Here is a 19007-nt window from a genome sequence, read left to right on the forward strand (position 1 = left end):
TATCACTCTCTGACTTTAATAACAATAGGGGTTAACATTTTCCTTAATTTGAGTCTAACTCCTTTTTTCAAAGTCTTAATCATGAATGAAAAATACCAAAAAAATTTAAATTTCAATGGAGTACTTTTAGTTTTTAAAAATTCTTTTTCATATAACCACTTCCATCTTTGAAACGTAATAAAATCGTAGGGATAGCCATTTGACTGTTGAAGGCGTTTTGGTACCTCTAATCCAAGTTCATCTCCGTCAACAATGATAAGATTATTGATCATAAAATTATATGACTGTTGCCGCGCAAAATGGTCACCATGTTCATCTGTTAATTCATCAGGATATAGCTTCCTTGCGGCATGGCTCCAAATCTTCTGTTCTACATTGACGCTATCATTTGGATAATGTTTGTGCTGTTTTTTACCACTCAACGCTGATTGGAAATCATAATCACTATACATATGACAATCCCATACTTTAAGTAGATCTTCCACCTCACCAAATTGGAAAAAATCAGAGAAGAAAAAAGGTACATGTAACCCCCTCTCAAACTCCTTCGCAAAATAATTAGAACAAACAAGCCGATTATTCAGCATTGCATAATTATCTCTGCGTAAAGGGAATTGCTCAAACAGTTCTAACATCCTTGTTTTGTTTAATATATTGTCAGCTCTCAATTTCGCAGCAAATTTAGTTTTAACATGACGTAATCCAGAAACAGTTGACACAATTTGCCTATTTATATTGATAGGTATAGGATCGTTTTGTTTGCTATACACAAATACCGTAGAACCTGGATCTTTGTTATAAATAATGAGATCAGCTTCAATATCTTGTGTATTTTCTCCTTCCCAAGTGGATATGATAATTTGGCAGCCGGGGAAAATTGATCGTAAACGTTGAACAGATATTGAGGTAATAGACGGAGCAATAGGTCCTTGAATAACGAATGTAATCTGCTCGAATAGCATATTTTTACTCTTCATTTTAGCACTTAGAAATAATGTGAAAAGCTTCAGGAATCCAATGAATCCTTCGCTTACGGACCTCTTTCTCAAACGATCGCTTCAATCTATCTAAATTTCCTTTCTTCCAGCTCTCGCCTTGTTGCTGGTAGCACTTATCAAAATCAATAATCCATACCCTTTCTTGGTCATCAATCAAGATGTTATGGATATTGAGATCGGTGTGATTGACTTGCGCATCATGCATTTTACGAATTTCTAGGCCGATTTTCTCATACATTTCAGTCGGTAATGGACGTTCTTGTAAAATAGACACAAGATCGCGGGCGTTCGGGATTTTTTCGCTGAGTAAATCTGCCTGATAACAAAAAGTGCGCTTTACTGCTCGCGCGGCAATCGGGCGTGGAACATTTACCCCAGACTCTCTCAGAGTATTGAGCAATTCGAATTCTTGGAAACTGCGCGTTTTCTTCCAACCGGAAAAAAAGTAGTGATCACTGACCAACTTACCGAACAATCCACCACGCTTATAGTGGCGTAGTGCTGCTTCTACTTTTTCAGCTTTCACAAACCATGTCGTACCGCGCCCAGTAGCACTACCTGTGACGCTACCAGCCTGCTGCCAAAACTCAGGGTTAAAACAGCGGAACGGATCTTCAACTAGCAAATGCTCGTCATACCAAATGGTTTGATTCTCTTTTTTCAGCGTTTTCATCGTTTCACTTTTTAATGACGAGATTGAATGTGCTCCATCGTGCTTGTTTGGCATTTTACATTTATCAGCGCTGTCTGCATAATTCTTACTAACTTTCTCTATACCGATGTCACTTATGGCTCTTTTTTCTTCTGCTCCGCGCTCAATTTGTGTGTTGCGTCTGTCGGCGATTGGCGATGTGTGCAATGCAGTGGCGGCCGTGCAAGCAATTCAACACCAATGGCCTGAAACTCATATCACGTGGATCACTGGAAAACTGGAAGCGCAATTGCTCACTGATTTGCCGAATGTAAACGTGATTGTATTCGACAAAAAGCAGGGATGGAAAGCATATCCAAAACTGTGGGCAGAACTTAAAGGGCAATCCTTCGATGCGCTTTTGCATATGCAGTATGCCTTTCGTGCCAGTATCGCCACACTGTGTATTAAGGCTAAATATAAACTCGGTTTTGATGCCGCCCGCAGCCAAGATTTCCAGCACCTATTTACCAATGTAAAAGTGATATCGCCTCAAGCGCCTCATGTATTAGATGGCTTACTCGCGTTCTCAGAGTGCCTTGGAGTCAAAAAACAAGAACCTAAGTGGTCACTCACTTATTCAGATTCCGATCATCAATGGGCCAAGCAGCAACTTGCACACTCAAAGCGTAATTTAGTCGTGGTTCCTGCCGCGAGTAAAGCTTATAAAAATTGGATCGCTGAAGGTTATGTAGAAGTGATAACGCATGCTCAACAACTTGGTTGGCATATCATTTTAGCCGGTAGCCCTGCGCAAATTGAAGTTGATCTAGCAGCCGAAATAGCGAGTAAACTTACTCAGCCGGTACTTAATGCCGTTGGTAAAAGCCAGCTTAAAGAGATGTTGGCACTGCTCGACTTAGCCGATTTAGTGATAGCGCCAGATACAGGCCCTGCGCACATGGCCAATGCAATGAATACTCCCGTTATCGGTTTATACGCTCACCATAATCCGCAGCGCACAGGGCCTTATCAGTATCGTGATTATGTGGTGTCGGCTTATGAAGAAGCACTGTTTGCCGAAACAGGAAAAACGAAAGAGCAAGTCAGTTGGCGTACTCGCGTCAAAGATGAACAAGCGATGCAGCGCATTCAAGCAAGCCATGTTATCCAAATGTTTGATAAGATAACGGCTGATTTTCAGCTAAACCCAATATCCGAGGAATGAATGTGAGCAAACCTACTTTAGCCGTTGCGCTGATCGTTAAAAATGAAGCGCAACATCTGCAAGCTTGCTTGGAAACCGTTCACCAATGGGTAGATGAAATCGTCGTCTTAGATTCAGGTAGCAGTGATAATACCGAAGAGATTGCACGCCGTTATACTGACAAGTTTTTTGTCAATTCGCAGTGGCCTGGGTTTGGCTCACAGCGCCGCTTAGCGCAGTCGTATGTCGAGTCTGATTATGTGTTGTGGCTAGATGCCGATGAACGCGTGACCAAAGAGTTAAAAGATAGCATTCAGCAAGCGGTCGCGGCTAATAAACCCAATACACTGTATCAATTTGCCCGTTTAAGTTGGGTTTTTGGCCGCTATATTCGCCACTGTGGTTGGTATCCTGATCGCGTGTTGCGCCTCTACCCAACTCAATTAACGCAATATAACGAGGCTTTGGTGCATGAAAAAGTCGAAGTCGCAGATGGCATGAAAGTCGAGAATCTTGCAGGTGATGCGATTCACTACACCTATAACGATATTCATCATTATTTAGTTAAATCAGCAGGTTATGCCAAGGCATGGGCAGAGCAACGAGAAAAACGTGGTAAGAAAAGCAGCATTAGCCAAGGTATTTTGCATGCATTTGGCTGCTTTTTGAAAATGTACGTTTTAAAAGCAGGCTTTTTAGATGGTAAGCAAGGCTTCTTGCTTTCTTTATTATCGGCGCACTCAACCTTTGTTAAATACGCCGATTTATGGGTTAGAACCAGTACTGAGCCGCCCAAGGGTTAAGTTCAGCTAACACCGCATTAATATCAATGCGGCTCATATCGGCCTGAGTTTCTTTGTCTTTTGCTTGTGGTGGACAAAAAGCGATATGGCGACCTTGTGAATTCAATGGTCGCCAACGCAGTGGCGTGGCTGAACGTTTGGCGGGGAAAAAGCCTACAGTGGGCACATCAATCGCAGCAGCGATATGCAAAGGCCCGGTTGAACCTGCGATAAAAATATCAGCGCAAGCAATCGAGCGTGAGAAATCAACAAGCCCTTCGTTTTTATCATACAATGCCGCTCGCCCGCCCTTTTCTTCAATCAAAGCTTTTAACTGCGCCGCTTTCACCTCTTCTCCCGGCCCGGCGGTAAGGATGATTTCTTGCTCGCCGTCGATCCCCATCACTAGCTGCGTGTATTGCTCTAGCGACAAATTATTCGCTGAACCGCCGCTTCCGGCATGCACGAATACCCACGGTTTACTGGTATCGAGATGCAGTTGCGCAGCCAGTTTGCTTTTTTGTTCAACCAGCTTCGCTTGATCAAATTGCAAATAAGGTGCGCTCGGCTCGACAACCTCTTTGCCAATATCATGCAAAAAAGCGCGTACCAAATCTAAGTTATACTCATATTCTGCTTTGGCTGATTGAGAGCGTTTTTGCTTAATTCGTTTGTTGTAAAAAATTTGAGCGAATTTAGTCGCCGGCGCTAAACGATAAGGAATACGAGATTTCCAAACTAATAGTGCATTGTAAGTGGTCGAGAAGAGGTTGATCGAAGCATCAAAGTGTTGCTGTTTAATCGCTTGAATACATTGCTTTTTCTGCGCAGAGGACGCGTTTTCCGTTGGGTCGACCATCACCGCATCAATCCACGGGCAAAGCTCGGCCAGCGCGACGGTATAGCTGGGGACTAACGCGGTAATATGGCAATCTGGCAACGAGGCTTTTAGCATCGCAAAACTTGGCCAAGCCAGCATGAAATCACCAATTTTATCGTTACGGATCACCAACAACTTATTCATCGTCTCTTCTCTCACTCGCTAAGTGTCACAGTTTAGTGCGGGCTACATCATACCGAGTTCAATAGGTAATTTTGAGTCTTTTTGTTAATATCAGTACCAGTTAACCAATATGAGCCTTCCAATGTGAGCCAAAAAAGAATTTCACGTGTGATTTATCCCGGCACTTTTGATCCCATCACCAATGGTCATTTGGATCTGATCGAACGCGCCGCCAATATGTTTGATGAAGTGATCATCGCCGTCGCCGCCAGCCCAAGCAAAAACACCATGTTTACTCTGCAAGAACGGGTCGCCTTTGCCAGCGCCGTCACTCAACATTTAGAGAATGTCACTGCCAAAGGATTTGCTGGGTTAATGGTCGATTTTGCGCGTGATGAAAAAGCCAATGTGCTGATCCGCGGTTTGCGTACTACGGTTGACTTCGAGTATGAATTTGGTTTGACCAACATGTACCGCCGTTTGATGCCAGGGCTGGAAAGTGTGTTTCTTACACCATCAGAGGAGCATGCGTTTATCTCCTCCACCATTGTGCGAGAAGTGGCGATTCATGGTGGAGAAGTTGATCAATTTGTTCCTGACATTGTCGCTAACGCCTTGCATGGCAAGAAAATATAGCCTTTAGGACGTACCTTATTTTTGGCAAGCAGAGCAGAAAAAGGTGTTACGCTGACCAATTTTCAGCGCTTCAATCGCTTGCCCACACGCTGGGCAAGGCTGCTGCGCTTTGCCATACACATTAAGCTCTTGAGCAAAATAGCCCGGCTTGCCATCCGCTTGTGCAAAATCTTTTAAGGTTGTGCCACCTTGTTGAATCGCCGTTGCTAAGACTGATTTAATTTCTCGCACGAGGCAATTCCACTCAGGCAGTGTCAGCGAATGAGCGGGCCGAGTGGGGAGAATTCGCGCATTAAACAGTGATTCACTCGCGTAGATATTGCCTACGCCAACCACTACTTTATTTTCCATAATAAATTGCTTAACAGCGATACGTTTATTGTTCGCTTTTTGCACAATATAATCTGCATCAAAATCATCGGTTAATGGCTCAGGACCGATATTACTCAACACCGAGTGGCTTGCTCCTTGTTCGCACCATAGCCAAGCGCCAAATCGACGTGGATCGTGGTAGCGCAGTACCTTGCCATTGGTTAATCGCAGATCAACGTGATCATGCTTACCTGCCGGAAAATCACACTCCAATACTCGCAATGAACCTGACATTCCCAAGTGAACAATCGCACTGCCAATATCGGTCTCTATCAATAAATATTTAGCCCTGCGGGCAATATTGCGGATCACTTGCCCTTCTAACTGTTTCAGCTCTTGAGGGATGGTCCAACGTAATTTTGGCGTGCGGAATGTCAGTTGCTGGATCGTTTGACCAACTAGATGCGGGCTAATCCCCATTTTACTTACTTCAACTTCGGGTAACTCAGGCATGATAAATCTCGATTCTTCATTCGTCGTTCTTGGTTTGTTCAACGCTCAAAGAGAAATAATGGCTCAGTTCGGAAAAAGAAAAGCTTCTTCTACCGAAAGTGCCACCCATTTCTCTTGCCAATTTTTCAATAACCAAAACTGGGGGGTTTGGTAGTAGGTGATCCTTTGCGGCTCTTCGCGATCCTGATACCACACCTCCACGGTTTGTGGGTTGCGTAGTAGAGACGCAAGCGACTCGTAAGTGGCATCATCTACTTCTGTACCAACTAAACTCTGCCAGCGTTGTGCCAATATTTCAGGAGCAACTGAAATTGCTTTGCTTGATCGCCAACGGTTTTGATTCAGTTCAAGTGACCAGTCAGTAAAATGCAGTGCTTGCAGCTGTGCATTTGGATTAATCACATAAGAATAAGGGCTAGCAGGCGGTTCAATAAGATAAGTTTTGATGACTGTGGGTAAATTCAAAATGGCAATAAAAGCAATAACAGCCAAGATAAGAATATTATTCCAACGGCGGCGATTGATACGCATAAGTGATCCCTAAGAGTTTATCTTTGAGTAACTTAGCACATTATAGTGAGGGCTGACATTGCAGGATACAAATTCCAGACAATAAAAAACCCAGCCAAAGCTGGGTCTTTCAATGCTTACAAAGCGTAAAATCAATTACTTGATTTTGCCTTCTTTGTAAAGAACGTGCTGGCGAACTACTGGATCAAATTTCTTGATCTCAAATTTGCCTGGCATGTTGCGTTTGTTCTTGTCAGTTGTGTAGAAGTGACCAGTACCTGCAGAAGATATTAGTCGAATTTTCTCACGAATGCCTTTAGCCATTGCTCAATTCCTCTTAAACGTTTTCGCCACGTGCACGGATATCAACAAGAACAGCATCAATGCCTTTCTTATCGATGATACGCATGCCTTTAGCAGTTAGACGTAGTTTAACAAAACGTTTTTCGCTCTCTACCCAGAAACGATGAGTTTGTAGGTTCGGCAGAAAACGACGCTTAGTAGCATTTCGTGCGTGTGAACGGTTGTTACCCGTTATTGGACGCTTACCAGTTACTTGGCATACTCGGGACATGAATGTCTTCTCCAAATCGTTTCAGCTCGATATCAACCTTGGTGGCCGAACCTCGTTCTCGATGTATTAAGAAGTTTGAGGTTAAAAACCGTTATGGAAAATCCATACAAGGCTATCAAAGGTCGCGTATTATACTAACTTGACATGCATTGCTCAAGACCCGAACAGATCCTTTTTACGGATTTGGCGATCTTTTTTTAAGCAGAGCTGATTTAGGTTGATAATTTAGTGCGCGAATCATACCAGAATAATCTTAAGTCACAACCTAAAATGTGATTCAAATCCACCCTCTTTCTGCAAAAGAAATTACCTCGCCATCGCCCACCACAAAATGGTCCAAAATACGGATGTCCACTAACGCTAGTGCATCGGTTAATCGACGTGTGATTCTGCGATCGGCTTGGCTAGGTTCAGCAACGCCTGACGGATGATTATGGGCCAATATTAATGCCGCTGCATTATGGTGGAGTGCTCTTTTAACCACCTCACGAGGGTAAACGCTGGCCGCGTCAATCGTCCCCTCAAACAGTACTTCATCGCTGATCACTCGGTGTTGATTATCCAAAAACAGAATATAGAAGGCTTCTCGATGGCGATCGCGTAGCACACTCGATAAATAAAGCTTGGTTTGCTCTGGGCTAGTCAAAGCGCCACCTCGTTTGAGCGTTTCGGCCAAATAGCGCTGCGTCATTTCAAGCACCGCCTGCAATTGAACGTATTTGGCTTCGCCCAACCCTTTATGGCGGCAAAACTCTTGCTGGTTGGCCGAAAAAAGCGCTCGAAGTGATCCAAACTCGCGCAGCAGCAGATCCGAGAGAGCGAGTACATTCATTCCTTGAGTACCAGTACGAAGGAAAATCGCCAGCAGTTCAGCATCCGATAATGCCTGAGGACCGCGAGCAAGCAATTTTTCGCGTGGCATTGATTCTGTGGGCAGTGATTTGAGGCTCATTAAGCACTCCTAGGGCTAAAGGTACTCAGACAACATAGAGAAATAGCTAAGCCTGCAACTTTGCTTCTCTTTATTTAGGCTTGATTCATGGTTTTTTGTAATTGATAAGTGATGAAAGACGCAGAAACACTCGTCCAATATGAAAGGATTGAGCGGATCATAAGGTCACTCGATGCGAGAGTTGTGCTAACATAATGCGCAGAATTTTTGAGGAAAAGACAATGCAAACACTGGCAGGAAAAAAGATTCTGCTCGGCATTAGCGGCGGTATTGCTGCGTATAAATGTGCTGAGCTAACGCGTCGCTTGATTGAACGAGGCGCTCAAGTACAAGTGGTGATGACCCACGCTGCAAAAGAGTTTATAACGCCACTGACCATGCAAGCCGTCTCTGGCAGGCCAGTTTCAGATAGCTTATTAGACCCAGCCGCCGAAGCGTCTATGGGCCATATTGAACTTGCCAAATGGGCAGACTTAGTCCTACTGGCTCCCGCGACAGCGGATCTCATCGCGCGCGTCGCCGCAGGGATGGGTAATGATTTACTCACCACTTTGATTTTAGCCACCAATGCGCCAGTGGCCGTCTCGCCGGCAATGAATCAGCAGATGTATCGCAATATCGCCACACAAGAGAATATTGCCACGCTTAAACGCCGAGGCATGATGATTTGGGGCCCAGCAGCTGGTGAACAGGCGTGTGGCGATGTTGGCCCGGGCCGCATGCTTGAGCCAATGCAATTGGTTGAGCGCTGCGATTTTTTTTTCCAAACAGAGGTGGCAAACAGCACACTGCTCGCCGGTAAGTCACTGTTGATTAGCGCAGGCCCAACCCGTGAAGCACTCGATCCAGTTCGCTATATCAGTAACCACAGTTCAGGCAAAATGGGGTATGCGATTGCGCAGGCCGCCGCTCAATTGGGCGCGAAAGTGACTCTGATCAGTGGCCCGGTCAATTTGCTCACACCGCCACAAGTACAACGTATTGATGTGGAAAGTGCCTGCGATATGCATCAGCAAGTGATGGCGCAAGCGCAATCACATGATGTGTTCATCAGTTGCGCCGCCGTAGCCGACTATCGCCCTGAGATCGTCGCCGATCAAAAGATCAAAAAAACCGATGCGAGCGATCACATGCTCATCACCATGGTCAAAAATCCCGACATCGTCGCCAGCGTAGCTGCATTGAAAGAAAACCGCCCGTTCACGGTAGGCTTTGCGGCTGAAACGCAGCAAGTTGAAAAATATGCCCGCGCTAAACTGCTCAACAAAAAACTGGATATGATCTGCGCCAATGATGTTTCTGTTGCGGGCCAAGGCTTTAATAGTAACGACAATGCGCTGACCGTTTATTGGCAAGGCGGAGAGCAAGCATTACCTTTGAGTTCAAAATCTGCATTAGCTCACGCGCTGATGCAACTGATCGCGAGTCAACTGTAGGCTACAAACAGACGTTCTAAGCTTCTTTTAGGGTTCATAGCGTTTATTGGGTGGTAAAATCACCACCCAGTTCAATCATTTTCATTTTTACGCTACGCAGTCCGAAAACTGTCCGTTAAACTACTGCGCTTAATGGACAATACCCAAACCATCTGAAGGGTATAAATATTTGCTCACAAGCATGTGGTAACTAAAAGGAAATCGGGTCATGGCCGTCAATAAGAAAATCAATCGTCGTGAAGAGATTCTACAAGCACTCGCTGAAATGCTGGAATCTAACGATGGTGCATCACGCATCACCACAGCAAAGCTAGCCAAACAAGTGGGCGTTTCTGAAGCGGCTTTGTACCGTCATTTTCCGAGTAAAGCACGGATGTTTGAAGGCTTGATTGAGTTTATTGAAGAGTCTTTAATGTCGCGGATTAATCGCATTTTGGATGAAGAGAAAGATACACTCAACCGCATCCGCTTAGTGCTACAGCTTATCTTGGCTTTTTCGGAACGTAACCCGGGCTTGACACGAATTTTATCCGGCCATGCTCTAATGTTTGAAAATGAGCGACTGCGTGAACGGATCAACCAACTGTTCGAACGCATAGAAACGTCACTACGTCAGATCCTTCGCGAACGTAAACTGCGTGAAGGTAAATCCTTCCCCGTCGACGAAAGCATTTTAGCCGCTCAACTGCTTGGCCAAGTGGAAGGAAGCCTAAATCGCTTTGTGCGATCTGACTTTAAATACCAACCGACGGCAAATTTTGAAGAGTATTGGGCATTATTAAGCGCTCAGATTCAGTAAAAACAAACCACCACCGTCGTGACAAAGAATCATCATCAGTGAAAGAATCAAGAGTAATGAGCAAAGAAAAATACGGTAAACCTGAGTTTTCCCTCTCGCTACTGCACCCTAAATATTGGGGCGTGTGGCTTAGCTTTGGGCTACTCGCTTTAATGGTCAACCTGCTTCCTTATTTTGCGTTACTAAAAATAGGACGCAGCATGGGCGCGTTTGGAATGCGCTTTGCTAACAAGCGAGTACACATTGCCACGCGTAATCTACAGCTATCTTTTCCAGAGAAAAGTGCAGGTGAGATTGAGCATATTGTTAACGAAAACTTTAAAAACACTGGCATGGCGCTGATAGAAACCGGAATTACTTGGTTTTGGCCGACTTGGCGTTTTGCTCGCCTGCTTGATGTGAAAGATGTCAGTGCCCTTTTGCAACTCAAACAAGAAAAACGTGGCGCACTGCTGTGTTGCGTACATGCGTTAAATTTAGAAATTACGGCACGTGCTTTTGGTGTAATAGGCCTTGAAGGCTATGGCGTTTACCGCCCACACAGCAACCCTGCGTATGAATTTATCCAATACCGTGGTCGCACACGCAATGGCAATAAACTAATCTACCGCACCGACATTAAACAGATGATCCGCGTACTCAAAAAGGGCGAACGCCTATTTTATCTACCCGATCAAGATTACGGCCATAACAAATCGGTGTTTGTTCCCTTCTTTGCGGTCAAAGAAGCGTGTACCACCACAGGCACCAGTATTCTGGCTTATACTAGCCAATGCGCGATTGTCCCTGGTTCAGGGTTTCGAAACGCCAACGGAAAATACGAAATCATCGCCGATAAAACCATTGATGGCGACTATCCAAAAGATGACATGACCGCCGCCGCCGCTTACATGAATAAATACGTTGAAGAAGTGATTCTACGCGCACCAGAACAGTGGATGTGGCTGCATAAGCGTTTTAAATCTTTGCCAGATGAAACGTTAACTAACTCTCGCTATTTATAACTAGAAAAAGGTTTTGCTTTCAATGAGCAACAACGAAAACAGCACAGACAAACACTTGCACAACCCCACATTCCAATGGTCTTTTTTACACCCAAAACATTGGGGAACTTGGATTGGGATCTTCTTTGCCGCTCTGTTCGCCTTTATGCCACCCGTATGGCGAGATAGGCTAGCACGCAAATTATCCACCTTTGCGGTACGTAAAAACGGCCGTGTTGTACGCCGCACGCGAGTGAATCTGGAAAAATGCTTTCCTGAAAAATCCCCGCAAGAACGCCAGACTATTTTGGAAGAAACCTTTGTCAAAGCAGCACAATACATGCTCGGTTATTCGGAGTTTTTGGTTCGTTCCACAAAACACAATCAGCAACGCGGCATCATGATTGGTGAAGAGAACTTATTGCCATTGTTAGATGCTGGCGAGAACGTGATCATCCTCGCCCCTCACGCTTGGGCGGTCGATTACCCTGCGGTAATGCTTGCTGCAAAAGGCTATAAAGTAACCACCATCATGAAGCCACAGCGCAATCCTATCGGTGATTGGTTAATGCACGTCCAACGCATGCAATATGGCGGGCGTATTTTTGCACGTGATGCAGGGGTAAAACCGTTTGTACGTTCAATTAAAGATGGATACTTAGGCTACTGGCTGCCCGATGAAGACTTTGGCCCGGCCAACTCGGTCTTTGTTCCATTCTTTGGCACTGAAAAAGCCACGTTAAAAGGTTTTGGTAAAATGGCGCGCCTATCAAAGGCGAAAGTCGTGCCAATTTTGCCTGCTTATAACGATAAAACCTGTAAGTACGAAGTGCATATTTTGCCTGCATTAGAAAACTTTCCAACGGGCGATGAAGAGCAAGATGCACGCGCTATGAATAAGGCGATTGAAGATTTAGTCACACCACGCCCAGAACAGTACATGTGGAATTTATCACTGTTGAAAACGCAGCGTGATGGCTCGGAAATTTACGATAACTCGCACCATGGCGATCAAAGTTAATCGCTAGAATAACTAAACTCATAACAAACAAGCCCCGAGCGACAAACTCGGGGCTTTTACTTTTCAATAAGTGGCTTTACGATTCGCAAATAAGTTGATGCTTAAATTCCGTACTGAGCACGATACGCTTTTACCGCCTCAAGGTGCTTAGCATCTGCCCCTTTCTCTTCAAGGTAAGTAACCAGATCGGTCAGGCTAACAATTGAGATGATCGCGCAACCAAAATCACGCTCGACTTCTTGAATTGCAGAAAGCTCTCCTTTGCCTTTTTCTTGGCGGTCAATTGCTACCAAAACACCAGCAAGATCCGCACCGTTAGCTTGAATGATTTCCATCGACTCACGAATGGCAGTACCAGCCGTAATGACATCATCCACCAGCATAATGCGCCCTTCTAATGCGCTACCGACCAAGTTACCGCCTTCACCGTGGTCTTTCGCTTCTTTACGGTTAAAGCAATACGGCGTATCAACATCATGATGATCAGCCAACGCTACTGCAGTTGTAGTCGCAATTGGGATCCCTTTGTACGCAGGTCCAAATAGCACATCAAACTCAATCCCAGAATCGACTAAAGCAGCGGCATAAAAACGCCCTAAGCGCGCTAAATCACGGCCAGTATTAAACAAGCCAGCGTTAAAGAAATAAGGGCTTTTTCGGCCAGACTTCAAAGTAAACTCGCCAAACTTCAAGACTTCTTTTTCTAGTGCAAATTCAATAAATTCACGCTGGTATGCTTTCATGATTTTCTCTCTCTTAACTCATACACTTTGGTTTATTTCGCTTTCTCAACAAGAACAACCCCCTCCTAGCCTCCCCCTAAAAGGGGGAGGTACTAAAGTGGTGCTCACCTCCCCCGAAAAAGGAGAGGTTCTAAGATGCTGCTCGCCTCCCCTAAAAAAGAGAGGTACTAAGATAATGCTTGCCTCCCCTAAAAGGAGAGGTACTAAGATGATGAATTCCCTCCACTCAAGGGCAATATTAGGAACACTTCCTTTATTCCCTCCCCTTATAGGGGAGGGTTAGGGTGGGGTCATCACGAACAACAATACAATGAATAAAACGGGCAAAAAAATAGCCCCCAACTGGGAGCTACTTGATCAATCTAATAACGATGCTTTCTGCGCTTCAACAATATCAGCGATGCCTTTCTTGGCAACGGTCAGTAAATCCATCAGCTCTTCATGGCTAAACGGTTCACCCTCTGCGGTGCCTTGAATTTCAATCATCTTACCGTTTTCAGTCATCACCACATTCATATCAGTATCAGCGGCAGAATCTTCCACGTATTCCAAATCACATAAAATGTTTTCACCCAAGATGCCTACTGAGACAGCAGCAACATGGCCTTTCATTGGATTCTTCTTCAATTTACCGCTAGCAACCAGATGAGCAAACGCATCCGCTAGTGCCACACTTGCGCCCGTAATTGATGCAGTGCGAGTACCGCCGTCCGCTTGAATAACGTCACAGTCAACCGTGATCATCACCTCTGGCATTGCCTCTAAATCCACCACAGCACGTAAGCTGCGAGCGATGAGACGTTGGATCTCCATGGTGCGGCCACCTTGCTTACCGTTGGTCGCTTCACGACGAGTCCGTGAATGGGTTGCACGTGGCAGCATGCCGTATTCGGCAGTAACCCAACCTTTACCCTGACCTTTCAACCAGCGAGGAACACCCTCTTCGACAGTGGCATTACACAATACTTTGGTATTACCAAATTCCACCAATACTGACCCTTCAGCATAAGCAGTGTAGTTGCGAGTGATTTTAATTGGGCGAATTTGATCGGCCGCGCGGTCATTTGGACGCATAGTGCATCTACCTTTTATCGAGTGAGACGGAATCGATTGGGGCGAGATTATAGCGGATTAGCCGCCTTGACGCTAGGTTGGTCACCCTTTGCATTGGCGTGAACCTAGTACACGCGTGAAGCTAGTGCTAACATATCTCTCGTTTGATATTTCATCTTCGTGAGCAAAGGACAAATCAATGATTTACAGCATGACCGCGTACGCGCGTAAAGAAGTTAAAGGTGATTGGGGTACCGCGGTATGGGAAATTCGCTCGGTAAACCAACGTTATCTTGAAACCTACTTCCGCCTGCCGGAACAATTTCGTAGTCTTGAGCCTGTACTGCGTGAACGCTTTCGCCAACGTTTAGCGCGCGGCAAAGTAGAATGTCACTTACGTTATGAAGCAAACCCTGCGGCTAAAAGTGAGCTGAATATCAATGAAGCACTCGCCAATCAAGTGATTAAAGCCGCCAACCAAGTCATGCACATGACAGGCGAGCTAAGCCGCATTAATCCGTTTCAAATCATGCAGTGGCCCGGCGTAATGGAAACGCCAGAACAAGACATGGACAGCATTAATAAAGCCTTATTAGCAGGCTTTGATGACGCAATCATTGAATTCATTGACGCACGTGGCCGTGAAGGTGACAACATGAAGGCGTTAATCGAACAACGCCTGACGGCGATCAGTGAAGAAGTGGTAAAAGTGCGCGCACGCATGCCAGAAATCCTGCAATGGCAACGTGAACGTCTATTGACTAAGTTTGAAGAAGCAAAGATTGAGCTTGATGCAACGCGCGTCGAGCAAGAGCTGATTTTACTTGCACAAAAATCAGACGTTGCCGAAGAGTTAGACCGCCTCGATTCGCATGTCAAAGAAGCACGTAATGTGCTCAAAAAAGGCGGCTCATGCGGCCGTAAGCTCGATTTCATGATGCAAGAATTTAACCGCGAATCGAACACGTTAGCCTCGAAATCAATCAGCACCGACATTACGGCCTCTGGCGTAGAACTTAAGGTTCTGATTGAGCAAATGAGAGAGCAGATCCAAAACATCGAATAAGGTTTTTTGAGTCTATCTAAGCTGACTTAATCTTACCAAGCCCCTGTAAATTGGGGCTTTTTTGTTTTCAGGAGATTTCAGGTCTTTGCCTGTATTTTCAACCAACTGGTGAGTTTAGTGGTGAGTAGGATTGATCTAGTATGCCCTTAAATGGTGAGTAACTTTCCATTATAAGGAGAACTATATGGGCAAGCTCAACGCACGAAAAGTCGCCGCTTTAGCCAAAGATGAACCACGAAAAACCGCAGACGGTAATGGCCTCTACTTCGTTGTACCCGCCTCTGGAGAACCTTTTTGGATCTTGCGATTTTCAATCAACGGCAGTCGTCCAGAAATGACACTTGGGTCCTATCCAGAACTATCCCTTGCAGATGCACGCGATGCCGCCTTTCAACAACGAAAGCTGATCCAACAAGGTATCAATCCACTGGCAGAACGCCAACGCCGCCAATGGTCAGGTATAGAAACCGTCGAACAACTGTTCGATGATTGGTATAAAAACGATCTTCAAGTAAGACTGCAACACGCCAACATCCCCAAGCGTATCTACACCAAAGAAATCCACCCAGTTATGGGCAAAATAAGAATCGATCAAGTCACTGCTCTGGATGTAAGAGAAGTAATCAAGCGCGTCGTAGATAGTGGCCGAAAAAGCATCGCAAATGACACCTTGATGTACATGAAACAGCTTTTTCGACATGCCAACAAACTCGATCTCACACAGTTCAACCCGGCAGCAGCTTTTCGTGTCAACGACGCAGGAGGTGTTGAAAAAAGTCGAGAGCGTGTTTTGACCGAAGACGAGATAGCAACTGTGTTTCGAGTGTTCAGAGAGAACAATGTAAGCTTTACACGAGAAAACTATCTAGCTTGCTGCTTATATCTAGTGCTAGGCGTCAGAAATAGCGAGCTATGCCAAGCGCCTTGGGCTGAGTTTGATTTAGATAATGCGCTCTGGGAGCTCCCCAAAGAGAGAACCAAAAATGGCATACCATTAACTATCCCACTTCCTCGCCAAGCTGTGGAATGGCTGCAAGAACTCAAAATCAGAGCGCTTGAGTCCGATTATGTATTTCCAAGTAGAAGGAGGAGCAAAAATCCATACATGGGCTCAGATACAATAACCACCGCTATTAAATATTTGTTTGGTCGTGACAAAGAGAGGCCAACCAAAAATAAAATGGATGGGGTTGACTATTTTGTTGTCCATGACCTGCGTCGTACCTTCAGAACACTGGCTTCTGCTGAGCGCATTGATGGTCAAGTGGCTGAAAGGTGTTTAAATCACAAACTTAAAGGTGTTGAAGGCATCTACAACCGTCACGATTTTCTGGAGGAGCGACGAGAAGCGCACCAGAAAGTTGCAGATCGTATATGCCACTTACTGTGATTGACAAGGGTACGCATTCTTAAATGCATCATACAAATTTACCCTTAAACCAGGCCCTGTCAGCAATGTACTGGGCCCTGGAGTAAAATCTGACTGTTCTCGATACAACAGCTCAAGAGATCGATCGACATTAGATCTTACTGATTCAAACTGAATGTTTCTTGGTAAGCAAAGATGACCATTATCTTGAGGCATACTGACCCAACGCACAACATCATTTGCTCTTTTAAGATCAGGGCGAAGTAACGCCGCATCTTCAACCCACTGAGTCCAAAAAGAAGCTGATTGCAAAAAACCTTTTAGGAAAAAGTTGCACGCTTGGTTAGGCTGACCGCACATCTGCTTCCAGTCACCATATGTGAGCTCATAACTAGGCACAGCATATGCTTGGGCAGATAAACCTACCGATAAACATACACTGAGGACTTTCAACGGTACACCACTTCTCGTTTTTCTTTTAAGTGCAAACTTACTAGGCATTTTTGCTCTCCATGACTATTCCATCAACCACAAAGCTTAGATATCCTAAGTATACAGAATCATAAAAAACTTAGAAGATCTAAGTATCTAGAGATTATCGATGAATGTGATTTGCCAACCCCAAGCCCCCTACCAACACGCCTTAAAGAGGCAAGAATGCGAGCAGGCATCAGCCAAAAAACGCTCGGTATTCGTATTGGTATGGACCCAAGCGTGGCGAGTGGACGCATGAACCATTATGAGAAAGGCCGCCATACGCCGGATATCAACACGTTAAGAAAAATGGCAGAAGAACTAAACGTACCCATTGCGTTCTTTTTCTGTGATTCATCAAAGACAGCTGAACTTCTATGCCTTATAGAAAATCTCTCAGAAGAAGAAAAAAGTACACTAATTCAAAAGTTAGCTAGCAACCAGCCACACACCTCAAGTAAATCCTAAATTCACAGGGAAATTGGGAAACGTGGGAAATCTAGAAAACTACCCCTCCTTGTTACTCCCACCCCGCTTTGCCTGATATGCGGCATACCAGTAGACACATCCAACAGCAGCTATTGTCAATATCAGCCCCGCGAGCCAATACCAAAGCAAATCCATACAACCTCCTTAAATCGTTGAATCAAAGGGATCGCAGCTAATACCACCACAGTCAAAACCAGTATCAATGCTAGTCATGCTATCATCCCCAAACACATTGCCGCCGATATCAATACAAGAATTTTCCATCATGGGAAGGCCACTTGCTGGGTTGATATCACCGCACCAAAATGAAGAGCTCGAATCAGAAATGAAATCTGTGGTATCAGGTATCAATTTCGCACCCGTCATGCCAACCAATCCAGCTTGGTATATTCCTGAACTTGCCAAACCAGATGCCGAGCTACCTCCCATCGATATCAGTCCATGCCTTTGGAGCTTCCTCGCCCTGCCAGTGCTGGCTCCACGCCTGCCATAACGTCGATTTAGCTTGTTAACGCAATAAGAAGCGGTAAATAGGATAATCAAGAACGAAATTGGGCTGGGCAAAGTAAACAACAGCACAAAAAAAAGAACTAATTTCACCATGGCTTTTAGCGGCCAGAACCAATCACGCTGAACTGTTGTCTTCGCGTCTTTTTCTGTGAAAGCATGGGGTTCAATACCAGCGCTGCCAGGATGCTTTGCAGACACTTCAGCAGAAACGGTATGCATCTTCAGAATCATGCTACCTCCTCAGCCATAGAGCGACTCAACTGGGAAAAAATAGTGACGACCAGCCAGTGAGTCTCCTGTGGCACTAGCAAGAAATATAGATCTCCCGTCGGGTGGTGCCAAACTTGGCTACCATCGTCTCCGTGCTTCAGCAGTTTCTGAAATCGTGTACGAGCTGAGAGTCTCGCTTGGCGAAGTTCGGGGTTACAAAGCTGACGTTGCAGGCTCAACCAGGGAGACTTCGTATACCCGTGACGAAAGCGCTCTTGGTAACGCTGTATTGCATGGCGACTGATTGCAACAGGCCCCAATACTGGAGAATCAAACACGGGTTGAGGTAATCGATATGGCTGGATCACTGGTATCTGGTCAGTAGAAGCAGCAACACCGACAATTTCTTCAGGATTGAGTTGCACACCATTCAGCCACGTCTTCAAATACTGACTAGCTCGCTGCAACTCAACGCAAGAGTTCAGACTAAGAGAATGAAGAGTCGTGTACGGTAAACCTAGTTCGACACCTTTACCGCTACCTGGGCGATGCCCAAATATTTTACAGTCCCACAGCAAGTAGCGCGCTACAGTAAGCTCTGCAACTGCTATACGATGCTCAATCTGACTTACGCGTACATCAATCACACCATTTTTTGATAAACCAGAGAACCACGCTACGCTCACGTTAAATTTACTGGTAGCAATTGTTTGAATTTTCAATTTCATCATATGAA

23 protein-coding genes are annotated in these 19007 nt (G+C 45.1%); 10 read left to right on the forward strand and 13 right to left on the reverse strand.

Annotated elements, in window-relative coordinates; genetic code table 11:
• Positions 1-2: 2 nt before the first annotated feature.
• Together AACT18_RS04820 and AACT18_RS04825 are read right to left on the reverse strand one after the other, a co-directional pair.
• Positions 3-962: a WavE lipopolysaccharide synthesis family protein gene (locus tag AACT18_RS04820; protein ID WP_094143463.1), complete on the reverse strand. Its 960-nt coding sequence runs from the start codon at positions 960-962 to the stop codon at positions 3-5.
• Positions 963-978: 16 nt separating this feature from the next.
• Positions 979-1671 carry a 3-deoxy-D-manno-octulosonic acid kinase gene (locus tag AACT18_RS04825; protein WP_176428309.1) on the reverse strand — a complete coding sequence of 231 codons (693 nt, stop codon included), beginning with the start codon at positions 1669-1671 and terminating at the stop codon, positions 979-981.
• Between the two features lie 115 nt (positions 1672-1786).
• Between AACT18_RS04825 and AACT18_RS04830 the strand changes: the two genes are divergently transcribed.
• The gene (locus AACT18_RS04830) at positions 1787-2857 is read left to right on the forward strand and encodes a glycosyltransferase family 9 protein (RefSeq protein WP_094125563.1); all 1071 of its coding nucleotides are present in this window, start codon (positions 1787-1789) and stop codon (positions 2855-2857) included.
• The gene (locus AACT18_RS04835; protein WP_094125564.1) at positions 2854-3639 is read left to right on the forward strand and encodes a glycosyltransferase family 2 protein; all 786 of its coding nucleotides are present in this window, start codon (positions 2854-2856) and stop codon (positions 3637-3639) included. Before AACT18_RS04830 ends, AACT18_RS04835 begins: the two co-directional genes overlap by 4 nt.
• On the opposite strand, the gene AACT18_RS04840 is transcribed toward AACT18_RS04835, so the two are convergent.
• Positions 3608-4642 (reverse strand): glycosyltransferase family 9 protein, encoded by a 1035-nt coding sequence (locus tag AACT18_RS04840; RefSeq protein WP_094125565.1) that lies wholly within the window; start codon positions 4640-4642, stop codon positions 3608-3610. The genes AACT18_RS04835 and AACT18_RS04840 overlap by 32 nt on opposite strands.
• 123 nt (positions 4643-4765) lie before the next feature.
• Here AACT18_RS04840 and coaD point away from each other — a divergent pair, with 123 nt between their 5' ends.
• Positions 4766-5257 (forward strand): pantetheine-phosphate adenylyltransferase, encoded by a 492-nt coding sequence (coaD, locus tag AACT18_RS04845; RefSeq protein ID WP_026028196.1) that lies wholly within the window; start codon positions 4766-4768, stop codon positions 5255-5257.
• A gap of 15 nt (positions 5258-5272) precedes the next feature.
• Here coaD and mutM read toward each other — a convergent pair whose 3' ends face one another.
• The 5 genes from mutM to radC all read right to left on the reverse strand — a co-directional run bounded on the left by mutM (position 5273) and on the right by radC (position 8118).
• A complete protein-coding gene (gene mutM, locus AACT18_RS04850) occupies positions 5273-6082 on the reverse strand; it encodes a bifunctional DNA-formamidopyrimidine glycosylase/DNA-(apurinic or apyrimidinic site) lyase (protein ID WP_094125566.1) in 810 nt (269 codons plus the stop codon).
• Between the two features lie 63 nt (positions 6083-6145).
• Positions 6146-6613 carry a hypothetical protein gene (locus AACT18_RS04855; protein ID WP_094125567.1) on the reverse strand — a complete coding sequence of 156 codons (468 nt, stop codon included), beginning with the start codon at positions 6611-6613 and terminating at the stop codon, positions 6146-6148.
• Positions 6614-6748: 135 nt separating this feature from the next.
• Positions 6749-6916 (reverse strand): 50S ribosomal protein L33, encoded by a 168-nt coding sequence (gene rpmG, locus AACT18_RS04860; RefSeq protein ID WP_010318992.1) that lies wholly within the window; start codon positions 6914-6916, stop codon positions 6749-6751.
• A gap of 13 nt (positions 6917-6929) precedes the next feature.
• A complete protein-coding gene (gene rpmB / locus AACT18_RS04865) occupies positions 6930-7166 on the reverse strand; it encodes a 50S ribosomal protein L28 (protein ID WP_004397476.1) in 237 nt (78 codons plus the stop codon).
• Positions 7167-7443: 277 nt separating this feature from the next.
• Positions 7444-8118: a RadC family protein gene (radC, locus tag AACT18_RS04870; protein WP_010318993.1), complete on the reverse strand. Its 675-nt coding sequence runs from the start codon at positions 8116-8118 to the stop codon at positions 7444-7446.
• A 221-nt stretch (positions 8119-8339) separates the two neighbouring features.
• Between radC and coaBC the strand changes: the two genes are divergently transcribed.
• The 4 genes from coaBC to lpxM all read left to right on the forward strand — a co-directional run bounded on the left by coaBC (position 8340) and on the right by lpxM (position 12357).
• Positions 8340-9554, forward strand: coding sequence for a bifunctional phosphopantothenoylcysteine decarboxylase/phosphopantothenate--cysteine ligase CoaBC (gene coaBC / locus AACT18_RS04875; RefSeq protein ID WP_237666734.1), 1215 nt, complete (start codon positions 8340-8342; stop codon positions 9552-9554).
• A 208-nt stretch (positions 9555-9762) separates the two neighbouring features.
• Entirely contained in the window at positions 9763-10353 is a 591-nt protein-coding gene (gene slmA / locus AACT18_RS04880; protein ID WP_013855724.1) for a nucleoid occlusion factor SlmA, read from the forward strand.
• A gap of 56 nt (positions 10354-10409) precedes the next feature.
• Positions 10410-11357 carry an LpxL/LpxP family Kdo(2)-lipid IV(A) lauroyl/palmitoleoyl acyltransferase gene (lpxL, locus tag AACT18_RS04885; protein ID WP_094125569.1) on the forward strand — a complete coding sequence of 316 codons (948 nt, stop codon included), beginning with the start codon at positions 10410-10412 and terminating at the stop codon, positions 11355-11357.
• Between the two features lie 22 nt (positions 11358-11379).
• The gene (gene lpxM, locus AACT18_RS04890) at positions 11380-12357 is read left to right on the forward strand and encodes a lauroyl-Kdo(2)-lipid IV(A) myristoyltransferase (RefSeq protein ID WP_094125570.1); all 978 of its coding nucleotides are present in this window, start codon (positions 11380-11382) and stop codon (positions 12355-12357) included.
• 101 nt (positions 12358-12458) lie between these two features.
• Here the strand turns inward: lpxM and pyrE are convergent, their stop codons facing one another.
• Together pyrE and rph are read right to left on the reverse strand one after the other, a co-directional pair.
• Positions 12459-13100: an orotate phosphoribosyltransferase gene (gene pyrE, locus AACT18_RS04895; RefSeq protein WP_013855722.1), complete on the reverse strand. Its 642-nt coding sequence runs from the start codon at positions 13098-13100 to the stop codon at positions 12459-12461.
• 357 nt (positions 13101-13457) lie between these two features.
• Complete coding sequence (gene rph / locus AACT18_RS04900) at positions 13458-14174, reverse strand: ribonuclease PH (protein WP_094125572.1); 717 nt, start codon at positions 14172-14174, stop codon at positions 13458-13460.
• Between the two features lie 178 nt (positions 14175-14352).
• On the opposite strand from rph, the gene AACT18_RS04905 reads away from it, so the two are divergent.
• Both AACT18_RS04905 and AACT18_RS04910 read left to right on the forward strand, forming a co-directional pair.
• Entirely contained in the window at positions 14353-15219 is an 867-nt protein-coding gene (locus tag AACT18_RS04905) for a YicC/YloC family endoribonuclease (RefSeq protein ID WP_094125573.1), read from the forward strand.
• A gap of 184 nt (positions 15220-15403) precedes the next feature.
• Positions 15404-16609: a tyrosine-type recombinase/integrase gene (locus tag AACT18_RS04910; protein ID WP_088721405.1), complete on the forward strand. Its 1206-nt coding sequence runs from the start codon at positions 15404-15406 to the stop codon at positions 16607-16609.
• Here AACT18_RS04910 and AACT18_RS04915 read toward each other — a convergent pair.
• Positions 16601-17089, reverse strand: a complete 489-nt coding sequence (locus tag AACT18_RS04915) for a hypothetical protein (protein ID WP_088721406.1) — start codon at positions 17087-17089, stop codon at positions 16601-16603. The genes AACT18_RS04910 and AACT18_RS04915 overlap by 9 nt on opposite strands.
• A gap of 111 nt (positions 17090-17200) precedes the next feature.
• Between AACT18_RS04915 and AACT18_RS04920 the strand changes: the two genes are divergently transcribed.
• Positions 17201-17530, forward strand: coding sequence for a helix-turn-helix domain-containing protein (locus AACT18_RS04920; protein WP_088721407.1), 330 nt, complete (start codon positions 17201-17203; stop codon positions 17528-17530).
• Between the two features lie 165 nt (positions 17531-17695).
• Here AACT18_RS04920 and AACT18_RS04925 read toward each other — a convergent pair whose 3' ends face one another.
• Together AACT18_RS04925 and AACT18_RS04930 are read right to left on the reverse strand one after the other, a co-directional pair.
• Positions 17696-18292 carry a hypothetical protein gene (locus AACT18_RS04925; protein ID WP_237666733.1) on the reverse strand — a complete coding sequence of 199 codons (597 nt, stop codon included), beginning with the start codon at positions 18290-18292 and terminating at the stop codon, positions 17696-17698.
• On the reverse strand, positions 18289-19002 hold the full coding sequence (locus tag AACT18_RS04930) for a hypothetical protein (RefSeq protein WP_031792241.1): 714 nt from the start codon (positions 19000-19002) through the stop codon (positions 18289-18291). The genes AACT18_RS04925 and AACT18_RS04930 overlap by 4 nt, the downstream gene beginning before the upstream one ends.
• Positions 19003-19007 lie beyond the last annotated feature (5 nt).

It is taken from the genome of Vibrio sp. V04_P4A5T148, assembly GCF_963875605.1.
Classification (GTDB): domain Bacteria; phylum Pseudomonadota; class Gammaproteobacteria; order Enterobacterales; family Vibrionaceae; genus Vibrio; species Vibrio anguillarum.

Excerpts from the sequence above, each read along its gene's own strand:
- slmA (WP_013855724.1), top strand. The coding sequence starts at position 9,763 with ATGGCCGTCAATAAGAAAATCAATCGTCGTGAAGAGATTCTACAAGCA.
- AACT18_RS04820 (WP_094143463.1), bottom strand. The coding sequence starts at position 962 with ATGCTATTCGAGCAGATTACATTCGTTATTCAAGGACCTATTGCTCCG.
- AACT18_RS04915 (WP_088721406.1), bottom strand. The coding sequence starts at position 17,089 with ATGCCTAGTAAGTTTGCACTTAAAAGAAAAACGAGAAGTGGTGTACCG.
- AACT18_RS04855 (WP_094125567.1), bottom strand. The coding sequence starts at position 6,613 with ATGCGTATCAATCGCCGCCGTTGGAATAATATTCTTATCTTGGCTGTT.
- AACT18_RS04910 (WP_088721405.1), top strand. The coding sequence starts at position 15,404 with ATGGGCAAGCTCAACGCACGAAAAGTCGCCGCTTTAGCCAAAGATGAA.
- AACT18_RS04925 (WP_237666733.1), bottom strand. The coding sequence starts at position 18,292 with ATGATTCTGAAGATGCATACCGTTTCTGCTGAAGTGTCTGCAAAGCAT.
- rph (WP_094125572.1), bottom strand. The coding sequence starts at position 14,174 with ATGCGTCCAAATGACCGCGCGGCCGATCAAATTCGCCCAATTAAAATC.
- AACT18_RS04930 (WP_031792241.1), bottom strand. The coding sequence starts at position 19,002 with ATGATGAAATTGAAAATTCAAACAATTGCTACCAGTAAATTTAACGTG.
- AACT18_RS04825 (WP_176428309.1), bottom strand. The coding sequence starts at position 1,671 with ATGAAAACGCTGAAAAAAGAGAATCAAACCATTTGGTATGACGAGCAT.
- lpxM (WP_094125570.1), top strand. The coding sequence starts at position 11,380 with ATGAGCAACAACGAAAACAGCACAGACAAACACTTGCACAACCCCACA.
- rpmB (WP_004397476.1), bottom strand. The coding sequence starts at position 7,166 with ATGTCCCGAGTATGCCAAGTAACTGGTAAGCGTCCAATAACGGGTAAC.
- AACT18_RS04830 (WP_094125563.1), top strand. The coding sequence starts at position 1,787 with ATGGCTCTTTTTTCTTCTGCTCCGCGCTCAATTTGTGTGTTGCGTCTG.
- pyrE (WP_013855722.1), bottom strand. The coding sequence starts at position 13,100 with ATGAAAGCATACCAGCGTGAATTTATTGAATTTGCACTAGAAAAAGAA.
- coaBC (WP_237666734.1), top strand. The coding sequence starts at position 8,340 with ATGCAAACACTGGCAGGAAAAAAGATTCTGCTCGGCATTAGCGGCGGT.
- AACT18_RS04840 (WP_094125565.1), bottom strand. The coding sequence starts at position 4,642 with ATGAATAAGTTGTTGGTGATCCGTAACGATAAAATTGGTGATTTCATG.
- AACT18_RS04905 (WP_094125573.1), top strand. The coding sequence starts at position 14,353 with ATGATTTACAGCATGACCGCGTACGCGCGTAAAGAAGTTAAAGGTGAT.
- AACT18_RS04835 (WP_094125564.1), top strand. The coding sequence starts at position 2,854 with ATGAATGTGAGCAAACCTACTTTAGCCGTTGCGCTGATCGTTAAAAAT.
- radC (WP_010318993.1), bottom strand. The coding sequence starts at position 8,118 with ATGAGCCTCAAATCACTGCCCACAGAATCAATGCCACGCGAAAAATTG.
- lpxL (WP_094125569.1), top strand. The coding sequence starts at position 10,410 with ATGAGCAAAGAAAAATACGGTAAACCTGAGTTTTCCCTCTCGCTACTG.
- rpmG (WP_010318992.1), bottom strand. The coding sequence starts at position 6,916 with ATGGCTAAAGGCATTCGTGAGAAAATTCGACTAATATCTTCTGCAGGT.
- mutM (WP_094125566.1), bottom strand. The coding sequence starts at position 6,082 with ATGCCTGAGTTACCCGAAGTTGAAGTAAGTAAAATGGGGATTAGCCCG.